The organism is Micromonospora taraxaci, from assembly GCF_007830095.1.
Taxonomy (GTDB): Bacteria; Actinomycetota; Actinomycetes; order Mycobacteriales; family Micromonosporaceae; genus Micromonospora; species Micromonospora taraxaci.
In genome coordinates, this window is the sequence record NZ_VIWZ01000001.1 from 2195483 (window position 1) to 2206945 (window position 11463).

Genomic DNA, 11463 nt, shown 5'->3' on the forward strand with positions numbered 1-11463 from the left:
GTCACCCTCCGTTACCGGACAGCGGTTTTCTCGAGGACTGGGCCGCGCGGCTGCGGCAGGCCGCCGAGCGACCGGTCGTCGGCATCCTGCTGCGCGGCAGTCACGCCCGCCGCGCCGCCACCGCACACAGCGACGTCGACCTCGACGTGCTGGTCGGCGGTGCCCCGTACGCCGCCCGGCGGGCGTACCTGGCCGAAACCGCAGGTCGGGTCACCCACGTCTCGGTGGCCGCCCGGGACGTCCGCTCCTGGGTGCACCGACTCGGGGAACCGGCCGACTGGGCGTTCGGGCTGCCGGTCACCACGCCGGCGAGACTGCTCTGGGCCGACCCGCACTGGCGCCCCCGGATCGATCTGCCGGTGCTCTGTCAGCCCGCCGAGCCACCCCGACTCGAGGAACTGATCGCCACGCTGGGTAAGGCTGCCGCCGCTCGGGCCGTCAACGACCGCCTCGGCGTCCGGCTCGCCGTCGCCGACCTGGCCCGCCTCTGCCCGTCGGTGCTGCGCCCGGCCAACCCCTCGGTGCGGGTCCACTCCCGCCGGGCGGCCTTCGCGGCGGCCCTGGAACTGCCGGTGGCCCCACCCGGATACCGGGCCGACATGCTGCTCTGCCTCGGGCTGCGTCCGGGCGCCACCAGCGCGCTGTGGGCCGCCGCCGTACGGCTGGTCGCCGGCACGTTGCCGTTGATCCGGCCGTACGCCGAGGAGATCGCCGACACCGCCGGCGCGGACCTGGCCGCCGCCCTGGTCGACGGCCGGTTGGACCGCTACGTGGCCCAGCTGGCCCGACCCGTCGGGCTTCCGCCGCGGCCTGGGCGGGAGCGGTCGGCGGTACCCGCGCCGCGTGCGGGACAATTGGTCACTGTGCCCGTACCTGACGCGCCGGCGACCGGCGTCCCCAGCGATCCCAACGGCCCGGTGACGCCCGAGTCGGCTCGCCCGTCCCGGCTCGACCCGGCCATCGCGGCCCGGCTGCGCCGCAGCGCCGATGGTCTGGTCGCCGCCGTGGTCCGTGCGCACGACTCCGGCGAGGTGCTGATGGTCGCCTGGATGGACGACGAGGCGCTGCACCGCACCCTCACCACAGGTCGCGCGACCTACTGGTCGCGCAGCCGCCGCGAGTACTGGGTCAAGGGGGCCACCTCCGGGCACCACCAGTACGTCCGCTCGGTCGCCCTGGACTGCGACGGGGACGCGCTGCTGGTGAGCGTGGACCAGGTCGGCGCCGCCTGCCACACCGGGCACCGGACCTGCTTCTTCACCGAACTGCCCGTCACCACGCAGGCCCAGCCGTGACCGACGGCGCGGTCACCCCGGACCTGGCCACCTTCACCGAGTTGGCGGCCCGCTGGCGGGTCGTGCCGGTCACCCGGCGCTTGCTGGCCGACGCGGAGACCCCGGTGGGCGTCTACCGGAAGCTGGCCGGGGGACCGGGCACGTTCCTGTTGGAGTCCGCCGAGCAGGGCGTGGGGTCGGCCGGCATGGCCTGGTCGCGCTATTCCTTCATCGGCGTACGCAGCAGCGCGACCCTCGTCGAGCGGGACGGCGTGGCGACCTGGCTCGGCCAGCCGCCGGCGGGTCTGCCCACCGAGGGCGACCCGGTGCGGGTGCTGCGGGAGACCGTCGCGGCGCTGGCCGGCCCGGTCGGGGACCCCTCCGACGGGCTGCCGCCGCTGACCGGGGGCATGGTCGGCTACCTGGGGTACGACCTCATCCGCCGTTTCGAGCGGTTGCCCGAGCTGACCGAGAACGACCTGGGTGTGCCGGAGCTGGGCATGATGCTCGCCACCGACCTGGTGGTGCTCGACCACTACGACGGTTCGGCGATCCTGGTCGCCAACGCGGTGCTGCCACCGTCGGACGCCCCGGACCGCGCCCCGCAGGTCGCCGCCGCGTACCACCACGCGGTGGGCCGACTGGACGCGATGACCACCGCGCTGTCCCGGCCCATCCCGCCGATGATCTCCACGGTCGAGCGTCCTCCGGTCGGGGAGGTGCTCTGCCGTACGCCCGCCGACGGGTACCCGAAGGCCGTGGAAGCGGCCAAGGAGGCGATCCGGGCCGGTGAGTGCTTCCAGATCGTGCTCTCCCAGCGGTTCGAGCGGCCGATCCACGCCGACCCGTTGGACGTGTACCGGGTGCTGCGCACCAGCAACCCGAGCCCGTACATGTACCTGCTGCGCTTCGACGGCTTCGACATCGTCGGCTCGTCACCGGAGGCGCACCTGAAGGTCACCGCCGCCGAGGACGGGCGACGGAGGGCGCTGCTGCACCCGATCGCCGGCACCCGACCGCGTGGCGGCACCCCCGCCGCCGACGCCGCGCTCGCCGCCGAGCTGCTCGCCGACCCGAAGGAACGCGCCGAGCACGTGATGCTCGTCGACCTGGGTCGCAACGACCTGGGCCGGGTCTGTCAGCCGGGCACCGTGGAGGTTCCCGAGTTCGCCACCATCGAGCGGTACAGCCACGTCATGCACATCGTCTCCACCGTCACCGGCACGCTGCGTGACGATCAGACGGCCTTCGACGCGCTCGCCGCGACCTTCCCGGCCGGCACCCTCTCTGGCGCGCCGAAGGTGCGGGCCATGGAGATCATCGAGGAGCTGGAGCCGGTACGCCGTGGTCTCTACGGGGGCACTGTCGGCTACTTCGGCTTCGGTGGTGACCTGGACATGGCGATCGCCATCCGGACCGCGCTCATCCGCGACGGCCGCGCCTACGTGCAGGCCGGTGCGGGGGTGGTCGCCGACTCGGACCCGGCCGCCGAGGACCAGGAGACGCGGAACAAGGCCGCCGCGGTGCTGGCGGCGATCGCAGCCGCCGAAACACTGAGGCCGGCCCGGTGAGCGCGAGGAGTGCAGCGGAGCGGAGCCCCGCAGTCGCGAACGAAAGGCCGGTTCGGTGAGCGCGAGGAGTGCAGCGGAGCGGAGCCCCGCAGTCGCGAACGAAAGGCCGGCCCAGTGAGCGCGCGTGGTGGCGGGGAGCGGTCCGCTGTGGGGCGGCGCGAGTTGACGTACGCCGTCCTGCTCTGTCTGGCCGGCGCGGGTCTGGCGCTGTGGGCTGCGACGCGGAGTTGGTCGGTCGAGTTGACGGTGCGCCCGGCGCCGCTGCCGCCGGTGCGGGACACCCGCAGCGGCGCGGGCCTGCTGCCGTGGCTGCCGGCGCTGGCTGTGGTGGCGTTGGCGGGTGGTGGTGCGGTGCTGGCCACCCGGGGCCGGGTGCGGCGGGTGCTCGGCGGGCTGCTCGGCGTGCTGGGTCTGGCGGTGGCGGCCGGTGGCGGCTACGGGCTGGTCGCCGACGTGGGTGGCTCGGTGAGCCGGCAGTGGCCGGCGCTGTGCCTGCTCGGCGGGTTGTTGGCTGCCGCTGGTGGCTGGTGGACGGCGGTGCGGGGCGGCGGTTGGCCGGCGATGGGCGCTCGGTACGAACGGCCGGCGCGCTTGGGCCCGGAGACCGTGTCGGCGCCGGCCGGCCCGGAGGGTTCGTCGACGCCGCTGGCCGGGCGGCGGACGACGGAGGCGTGGGACGCTCTGGACCGGGGCGAGGACCCGACCGCCGACTGACGCCGCGGGCAGGCGGCGTGTCAGCCGACTGGCTGACGCTCGCGCTGTACCCGGCGGCTGGCGGCACGGGCGGCGGTCAGCTCGGCCACCAGGCGGTTCAGCTCGGCGCGTTGGTCGGCGCGGGCCCGGTCGGCGCAGACGGCCTCCCAGGCGTTGCCGCGTGCGGTCCGCATCCGTCCTTCGCCGACCACTGCGCGTTCGACGGTGTGCACCACGCCGACGGCGAGCGACGCCACTGTGCGTGAGATGGTGGTCAACCCGCTGGTCGGCTGCGGCTCGGACATGCTCATGGTCACCTCGCACGAGGAGTTGCGACGGTCGGGGCAGGCGCGCCATTGAGTCTGCCCGAGGACGATGCTCGTCGGCCGAGGTTTCGCCGCTGTGACCGCCCGGTCAACTGTCTCGCCTGGGCCATGACCAGGACTGTCCGTCCGACCTTGAGCTTGCTCACAACATCGATCGACGTTGTTGTCGTCGCGCGCCGACCGGCGACTGGTGGCATGATCGATGGATCGGCCCGGTCCGACCGTGGTCGTCGGGCCTCGCACCGTGTGACGGCGGTCGATACCGGAGGTGGCGCTGCGTGACACACCGTTCACGGCAAGTCGGCCATTATGCCGCAGCCCTTTTCGTGAGCAGCGCCATACCCCCGGCATTCGGCGTCGGTCGGCTGCCCCTAGCATCGGCCCATGACGCCCGGAGAGGGGAGTCCGTTGGTGACTGCTGAGCATGCGCACGCGGAGGGGGACGACGCCGGTCAGGCAGCGTCCGTAAGCGTGCTCGACGAGATTCTGGCTGGCGTACGTGAGGACGTCGCCCGACGCCAGGAGCAGGTTCCGCTGGAGCGGATCCGTGAACTGGCAGCGGCGGCGCCGCCGCCGCTGGACGCGTACGCGGCGCTGCGCAAGCCCGGCGTGGCCGTGATCGCCGAGGTGAAGCGTTCGTCGCCGTCCAAGGGCCGGCTGGCCGAGATCGCCGATCCGGCCGATCTCGCCGTCGACTACGCGGCCGGTGGGGCTCGGGCGATCAGTGTGCTGACCGAGGGGCGCTGGTTCGGCGGTTCGCTGGACGATCTCGCGGCCGTCCGCGCCGCCGTGACCGTGCCGGTGCTGCGCAAGGACTTCGTGGTCTCCAGCTACCAGGTGCACGAGGCGCGTGCGCACGGCGCGGACCTGGTCCTGCTGATCGTCGCCGCGCTCGAGCAGAACGTGTTGATGGGCCTGCTGGAGCGGATCGAGTCGCTGGGCATGACCGCGCTCGTCGAGGTGCACGACGAGGAAGAGGCCGACCGGGCTCTGGAGGCCGGCGCGCAGGTGATCGGGGTCAACGCCCGTGACCTGCGTACCCTTGAGGTCGACCGGTCGGTGTTCGAGCGGATCGCGCCCGGCCTGCCCAGCAGCGTCGTCAAGATCGCGGAGTCCGGTGTTCGCGGCCCCCACGACCTGATCCGGTACGCCTCCGCGGGCGCCGACGCGGTGCTCGTCGGCGAGGGTCTGGTCACCCAGAAGAGCCCCCGCGAGGCGGTCGCCGAGTTGGTCAACGCGGGCAACCACCCCGCAACGCCCCGGCCGGTGCGCTGACCCCGCACCGACGTGACGCCCCACCGAGAGGATTTCCGATGAGCGCCGACGCGCTGGCCCCGGTGGCCGGCCCGCAGCCCGACTCCGCCGGCCACTTCGGCCGCTTCGGCGGTCGGTTCGTTCCCGAGGCCCTGGTGGCCGCGTTGGACGAGCTCGACGGGGCGTGGCGCGCCGCGATGGCGGACGAGTCCTTCCGGGCCGAGTTCGGGGCACTGCTGCGCGACTACGCCGGCACCCCGTCGCTGCTCTACGAGGCCCGGCGTTTCTCCGCGAAGGTCGGCGCGCGGGTGCTGCTCAAGCGCGAGGACCTCAACCACACCGGCGCGCACAAGGTGCGCAACGTGCTCGGCCAGGCGCTGCTCACCAAGCGGATGGGCAAGACCCGGGTGATCGCGGAGACCGGCGCCGGCCAGCACGGTGTGGCCACCGCGACCGCCGCCGCCCTGTTCGACCTGGAGTGCGTGGTCTACATGGGCCAGGTCGACACCGAGCGGCAGGCACTGAACGTGGCCCGGATGCGCATGCTCGGCGCCACCGTCGTGCCGGTGACCAACGGCTCGCGCACGCTCAAGGACGCGATGAACGAGGCGATGCGTGACTGGGTGGCCAACGTCGACGAGACGCACTACCTGATCGGCACCGCCGCCGGCCCCCACCCGTTCCCGGCGATGGTCCGCGACTTCGTGCGGGGCATCGGTGACGAGGCCCGCCAGCAGTGCCTCGACCTCACCGGCGCGCTGCCGGACGCGGTGACCGCCTGTGTCGGTGGTGGATCCAACGCGTTGGGCATCTTCCACGCCTTCGTCGGCGACGACGACGTGCGGCTGTACGGCTTCGAGGCCGGCGGCGACGGCGTGACCACCAGCCGGCACGCGGCCAGCATCACCGGTGGGTCGGCCGGCGTCCTGCACGGTGCCCGCACCTACGTGCTGCAGGACGCCGACGGGCAGACCCTGGAGTCGCACTCGATCTCCGCCGGTCTGGACTACCCGGGCGTCGGGCCCGAGCACGCCTGGCTGCACGACACCGGTCGGGCGAACTACCTGCCGGTCACCGACGACGAGGCGATGGCTGCGTTCGAGCTGCTCTGCCGCACCGAGGGGATCATCCCGGCGATCGAGAGCGCGCACGCGCTCGCCGGCACCGTCACGTTGGCCCCGAAGCTCGCCGCCGAGCTCGGTCGGGAACCCACCATCGTGGTCAACCTCTCCGGGCGGGGCGACAAGGACGTGCACACCGCCGGTGACTACTTCGGCATCCTCGACAAGGAGCAGTGAGATGAGCCGGATCGGGCTGGCCTTCGACAAGGCCCGCGCCGACGGGCGGGCACTGCTGGTCGGCTGCATGCCGGCTGGTTTCCCGAGCGTCGAGGGCAGCATCGCCGCGATGATCGCCATGGTCGAGGCCGGGGTCGACGTCATCGAGGTGGAGATTCCCTACTCCGACCCGGTGATGGACGGGCCGGTGATCCAGAAGGCCAGCGACATCGCCCTGGCCGGCGGCGTCCGCACCGCCGACACCATGCGCATCATCGAGGCGGTGGCGGCCACCGGCGCGCCGGTGGTCACGATGACCTACTGGAACCCGGTCGAGCGGTACGGCGTGGACGTGTTCGCCCGTGACCTCGCCTCCGCCGGCGGCACCGGTCTGATCACCCCCGACCTGATCCCCGACGAGGCCGACGAGTGGCTCGCGGCCTCGGACGCACACGGGCTGGACCGCACGTTCCTGGTCTCGCCGTCGTCCACCGACGCTCGGCTGGCGATGACAGTGGAGCACTGCCGTGGCTTCGTCTACGCGACAGCCGTCATGGGTGTGACGGGAGCTCGGGCGAGCACCTCGGACGCGGCTCCGACGTTGGTCTCCCGGGTCCGGGCGGTCACCGACCTGCCGGTCGGTGTCGGTCTGGGCGTGGGCACCGGCGCGCAGGCCGGCACCGTCGCCGGGTACGCCGACGGGGTGATCGTGGGTAGCGCCCTGGTCCGGTGCGTGCTCGACGCGCCCACCGAGGCCGACGGGCTGGCCGCGCTGCGTACCCTCAGTGCCGAACTCGCCGAGGGCGTCCGTACCCCCACCCGCTGAGACTCCCGCCGGGTTTCGGCGCTCAACGCTGGCGGCCCTCGGGGTGTTCGGGGCTGTCAGGGGCGCAGGGACGGGTCCGCGGCCTCGCCGCGTTGCTCCGGAGGCTGCCCCGCTCCCGACCGCCCGTCCGGGTCGGTCGCGCGCCAGAGAGTCGTCGCCGGCGGCGCTGCGACGCCCGGCGTCCGGGAAACATCGTGGAGTACGCCGGAGCGGCCCTCACGAGCGTCGGTGACGGCGGCCCGCGTGAGTGGCGTGACGGCCTCGGGGAGCACGTCGGGGGAGTGCCAGGACAGCCGGCAGCCCGGCGGTGGGTCGGCGGCCGGCTGGACCCCTGCGGCGCGGGCCCGGAACACGTGTACGAGGACGTCCGGCAGCGGTCCGACGCGGCCGGGCGTAGCCTCCCCCGCGGGGCCGGTCAGGTGGTAGACGCCGACCAGGTCGACCAGGTCGATGTCCCAGCCGGTCTCCGCCCTGATGTCCCGCAGGGCCGCCCGCACCGGACTCTCCGCCGGACGTAGACGCCCACCGGGAAGCGCGTAGCGGCGCTCGCCCCGACCCTGTCGACAGAGCAGCACGCGGCCGGTGTCGTCGGTGACGACCGCGGCGACCGCCCAGGTGAGCGCGCTCATGGACAAAGAGCGTACGGGGGTGCAAACCAGAAGTCACCGAGTTGCGGGCTCCGGCGGCCCGGGGTGCCGCTGTGGGGGTGTGCAGCGGTAGCGTGTGCACCCGTGACCCTCGCCTCGCTGTCCCCCCAGGCGGCCCTGCCCAGCCCCAGCACCGCGGTCTGGCAGCTCGGGCCGGTGCCGATCCGGGCCTACGCGCTCTGCATCATCGCCGGCATCGTGCTGGCCTGCTGGGTGACGGAGCGCCGGCTGCGGCAGCGCGGCGTCGCGCCCGGCGCGGTGCTCGACATCGCCGTCTGGGCGGTGCCCGCGGGCATCATCGGCGCCCGGATCTACCACGTGATCACCTCGCCGGAGAAATACTTCGGCGCCGGTGGCGAGCCGATGAAGGCGTTCGCCATCTGGGAGGGTGGTCTCGGCATCTGGGGCGCGGTCGCCGGTGGCGCGGTCGGGGCGTGGATTGCGGCCCGACAGCTCGGCATTCCGTTCGGCGTGGTGGCCGACGCGCTGGCGCCCGGGCTGCCGCTGGCCCAGGCGGTCGGGCGGCTCGGCAACTGGTTCAACAACGAGCTGTTCGGTGCCCGCACCACACTGCCGTGGGGCCTGGAGATCCACCGGATGGACCCGGACAATCCGGGGCACGCCCTGCGGGACGACGCCGGGCAGCCCATCCTCGAACCAGGCCTGTACCAGCCGACCTTCCTCTACGAGCTGCTGTGGAACCTCGGCGTCGTCGCCCTGGTCTTCCTCCTCGACCGCCGACTCAAGCTGGGTCGGGGTCGGGCCTTCGCGCTCTACGTGATGGGCTACACCGCCGGCCGGTTCTGGATCGAGCTGATGCGCACCGACGAGGCCAACCAGATCCTCGGCGTCCGGCTCAACGTCTGGACCGCCGCCCTGGTCTTCCTCGGCGGGTTGATCTACTTCGTGCGGGTACGCGGCCCGCAGGAGTTCCTGATCCCGATCGGCGCGACGCCGACGCCGACCCCGCCCCCCGCGTCCGACCTGTCCCAGGTGGACCTCTCCGAGCGGGAGACCCCCACGCGGACCGCCGCGCCGGAGGGCTACCGGGTGGTCAGCGAGGAGCAGTACGCCGCCTGGCAGGAAACCGGCGTCGTGCCGGCGGAGCCCGCTGGCGACGAGGCCGTCGAGCGCAGCACCGGTGAGCCCGGCACCGACGAGCCCCGCGCCGACGACACGGTCGTCGGCAGCACGTCGACCGACGACGACTCTGCGGACGATTCGTCAGCCGACCGGGCTGACGTCGCAGGCGCCCGGCCCGCCGACCGGGCTGACGCCTCGGGCGTGCGGCCCGCCGACCGGGACAGCTGAGCGGGGGCGACACCGATGCGAAGCGCGGTGGTGGTCGGCGCCGGGGTCGGTGGCCTCGCGGTGGCCGGCGCGCTGGCCCGCTCCGGCTGGATGGTCACCCTCATGGAGCGCGCCGAACGGGTCCGCCCCGAGCCGACCGCCGTGGTGCTCTGGCCCAACGGTGTCCGCGCGCTGCAAGCCCTCGGCCTCGGCGCGGGCCTGGCTGCCATCGCCACTCCGCTGCCCGACGGTGGGGTCCGCCGCCCGGACGGGCACTGGCTCGTCCAGCCTCGGCCCATCCCCGCCGACCGGATGCCGGTGGTGGTGCACCGCGAGGACCTGCACGACGCGTTGATCGCCGGTCTCGGCGAGCGGGTCGACCTGCGGACCGGCGTGACAGTGCGCCACGTCCGGGTCGAGCCGGGTGAGCGACCGGCGGTCAGCGACGGCCGACAGACCATCGAGGTCGACCTGGTGGTCGCGGCCGACGGCACGGACAGCGGCATCCGCCGCCAACTCGCCCCCGAATCCCGGGTGGTCAGCTCCGGATGTGCCGCCTGGCGCGCTGTCATCCCCTGGTACAAGGCGCCCCGGCTACGCGACGACCAGCCACTGGTCGGTGAGATCCTCGGCGCGGGCTACCGCTTCGTGGCCGCGTCGTTGGGTGAGCGCGGCTCGTCGGGTGGTTCCACCCGGGGCGGCATCTACTGGGTGGCCACCGCTGCCGGCGCGCCACGCCCCGAACCGCCGGAGACCCAGCTCGCCCTGCTCCGTCGCTGGTACGCGGGCTGGCCCGACCCGATCGGCGCGCTGCTCGACGCCACCGACCCGTCCGACCTGGTCCAGCAGGAGGTCCGCGAGCTGCGACCGCTGCCCCGCGCGTACGGCTTTCCGGCCGGTCCGGGCGGAGTGGTGCTACTCGGTGACGCGGCGCACGCCATGCCACCGCACCTCGGGCAGGGCGCCTGCCTCGCGTTCGAGGACGCCGCCACGCTCGCCACCCTGCTCCGTGAGGCTCGGCTGCCCGACGCCGTTCAGGCGTACGACCGGGTACGCCGCCCGCGCGCCGCGACGGTGGTCCGGCAGACGCGGCGGATGTCGGCGGTGCTCCAGGCCCGTGGCCGGTTGGCACTGCGCGCCCGCGACGCCGCGCTCGGCACGATCAACTCCCGACTGCTCTCCAGCGCAGCGGCCACCGCCGCCCAGTGGCGGCCCCCCACCTGACCCGCCTCACTCGTTCCACCGCGTCGATCAAGGACTTGTGGTGGTGGTCGAAGCGTGACAAAACCGTCCTGATCCGGCGCCACGACTCCATGATCGACATGGTCGGAGGGCGGGGCTAGGGGATCAGGGCTGCGGGTTCGGCGATGCAGGCGGTGCCGATGCGGCGGAAGCCGACCCGCAGGTAGACCCGGGCGATCTCCTCGCTGCCGGCGGAGAGGAAGACCAGGTCGGTGCCGGCCGCGAGCAGTTCCCGGGCGAGGGTGGCGGTCAGCGCGGCGCCCAGTCCGCGTCGGCGGGCGGCCGGCAGGGTGGCCACCCCGGCGATCTCCGCGACGTCGTCGACCCGCATGGCCATGCCGCTGGACAGCGCACCCTCGGTCGACGTGCCGGCCAGTGCGGAAATCCGTCGGCCGTCGCCGATCCGGGCGCGTTCCTCGTCGAGCGCGGCGAGTTCGAGTTCGGTGACCGCCGCGTCCCGCTCTGCCGGGCCCGCCTCTCCGGTGGCGGTGCCGGCGGCGGCGAACGCCACGGCTGCCACCGCGCGCCGGGCGGCGACATCGGCGGCAAAACCGGGGGAGTCGGCGGCCAGCACCCGCACCGCCGCGTCGGAGAGCGTCGCCGGGTCGGGCAGCGCGCTCGGGTCGAGCACCATCAGCGGCGCCTCCAACACGTGCAGCCCCGCCGAGCGAGCCACCGCCAGCAGGTCGGGGGTCGTCTCGTGCACCCACTCAAAGGCTTCCGGCAGGCCCAGCTTCCGTTGCCGCTCGCGAACCGAGGCCACGTCGGCCAGCGACGGCGGTTCGCTGGCGTCGAGCCGGGGACGGGCGTAGAACGGCCATCCGTTGCCCTCGCGGACGAACAACACCAGCCCGCCATGTTCCTCCGCACCGGCGACGTCGCGGGGCACCGCGTCGTAGAAACGTTCCAACCGGTCGAAGACGTGCTTGTTGAGCGGATCCACCGCGCGAGACTACACGTCCCAGCCAGTGGACGGTGTGATCAATCTCAGGTGGCCGTGCGAGCGTCGCCCTAACGTAGACTCAATAGACCCACGGGCCGACGTCGTCCCCACCATGATCCA

The 11463-nt window shown here is 73.5% G+C and carries 11 protein-coding genes and 1 pseudogene; 9 read left to right on the top strand and 3 right to left on the bottom strand.

Annotated elements, in window-relative coordinates; translation table 11 throughout:
- Positions 1-359 precede the first annotated feature (359 nt).
- The 4 genes and pseudogenes from FHU34_RS34145 to FHU34_RS10435 all read left to right on the top strand — a co-directional run.
- Positions 360-677, top strand: a pseudogene (locus FHU34_RS34145) (phosphoribosyl-AMP cyclohydrolase); the annotation flags it as partial.
- A gap of 186 nt (positions 678-863) precedes the next feature.
- On the top strand, positions 864-1295 hold the full coding sequence (gene hisI, locus FHU34_RS34150; RefSeq protein ID WP_145785529.1) for a phosphoribosyl-AMP cyclohydrolase: 432 nt from the start codon (positions 864-866) through the stop codon (positions 1293-1295).
- On the top strand, positions 1292-2845 hold the full coding sequence (locus FHU34_RS10430) for an anthranilate synthase component I (protein ID WP_145779765.1): 1554 nt from the start codon (positions 1292-1294) through the stop codon (positions 2843-2845). Before hisI ends, FHU34_RS10430 begins: the two co-directional genes overlap by 4 nt.
- Positions 2846-2959: 114 nt before the next feature.
- Positions 2960-3559, top strand: a complete 600-nt coding sequence (locus FHU34_RS10435; protein ID WP_145779766.1) for a Trp biosynthesis-associated membrane protein — start codon at positions 2960-2962, stop codon at positions 3557-3559.
- A 20-nt stretch (positions 3560-3579) separates the two neighbouring features.
- Here FHU34_RS10435 and FHU34_RS10440 read toward each other — a convergent pair whose 3' ends face one another.
- Complete coding sequence (locus FHU34_RS10440) at positions 3580-3843, bottom strand: hypothetical protein (protein WP_425280521.1); 264 nt, start codon at positions 3841-3843, stop codon at positions 3580-3582.
- Between the two features lie 492 nt (positions 3844-4335).
- Between FHU34_RS10440 and trpC the strand changes: the two genes are divergently transcribed.
- Genes trpC through trpA form a run of 3 tightly spaced genes read left to right on the top strand, consistent with a single transcriptional unit; the run spans position 4336 to position 7221 of the window.
- Entirely contained in the window at positions 4336-5139 is an 804-nt protein-coding gene (trpC, locus tag FHU34_RS10445; protein WP_172862221.1) for an indole-3-glycerol phosphate synthase TrpC, read from the top strand.
- Positions 5140-5177: 38 nt separating this feature from the next.
- Positions 5178-6416: a tryptophan synthase subunit beta gene (trpB, locus tag FHU34_RS10450; RefSeq protein WP_145779768.1), complete on the top strand. Its 1239-nt coding sequence runs from the start codon at positions 5178-5180 to the stop codon at positions 6414-6416.
- 1 nt (position 6417) lies between these two features.
- Positions 6418-7221 (top strand): tryptophan synthase subunit alpha, encoded by an 804-nt coding sequence (gene trpA, locus FHU34_RS10455; RefSeq protein WP_145779769.1) that lies wholly within the window; start codon positions 6418-6420, stop codon positions 7219-7221.
- Between the two features lie 56 nt (positions 7222-7277).
- Here the strand turns inward: trpA and FHU34_RS10460 are convergent, their stop codons facing one another.
- On the bottom strand, positions 7278-7850 hold the full coding sequence (locus FHU34_RS10460; protein WP_145779770.1) for an NUDIX hydrolase: 573 nt from the start codon (positions 7848-7850) through the stop codon (positions 7278-7280).
- A 102-nt stretch (positions 7851-7952) separates the two neighbouring features.
- Between FHU34_RS10460 and lgt the strand changes: the two genes are divergently transcribed.
- The gene (gene lgt, locus FHU34_RS10465; protein ID WP_208744958.1) at positions 7953-9179 is read left to right on the top strand and encodes a prolipoprotein diacylglyceryl transferase; all 1227 of its coding nucleotides are present in this window, start codon (positions 7953-7955) and stop codon (positions 9177-9179) included.
- A gap of 15 nt (positions 9180-9194) precedes the next feature.
- Positions 9195-10382 carry an FAD-dependent monooxygenase gene (locus tag FHU34_RS10470; protein ID WP_145779772.1) on the top strand — a complete coding sequence of 396 codons (1188 nt, stop codon included), beginning with the start codon at positions 9195-9197 and terminating at the stop codon, positions 10380-10382.
- 115 nt (positions 10383-10497) lie between these two features.
- On the opposite strand, the gene FHU34_RS10475 is transcribed toward FHU34_RS10470, so the two are convergent.
- Entirely contained in the window at positions 10498-11343 is an 846-nt protein-coding gene (locus FHU34_RS10475) for a GNAT family N-acetyltransferase (RefSeq protein WP_145779773.1), read from the bottom strand.
- Between the last annotated feature and the right edge of the window lie 120 nt (positions 11344-11463).

Coding starts and splice junctions, on each gene's coding strand:
- FHU34_RS10470 (WP_145779772.1), top strand. CDS start 9,195: ATGCGAAGCGCGGTGGTGGTCGGCGCCGGGGTCGGTGGCCTCGCGGTG.
- FHU34_RS10440 (WP_425280521.1), bottom strand. CDS start 3,843: ATGTCCGAGCCGCAGCCGACCAGCGGGTTGACCACCATCTCACGCACA.
- FHU34_RS10460 (WP_145779770.1), bottom strand. CDS start 7,850: ATGAGCGCGCTCACCTGGGCGGTCGCCGCGGTCGTCACCGACGACACC.
- trpA (WP_145779769.1), top strand. CDS start 6,418: ATGAGCCGGATCGGGCTGGCCTTCGACAAGGCCCGCGCCGACGGGCGG.
- trpB (WP_145779768.1), top strand. CDS start 5,178: ATGAGCGCCGACGCGCTGGCCCCGGTGGCCGGCCCGCAGCCCGACTCC.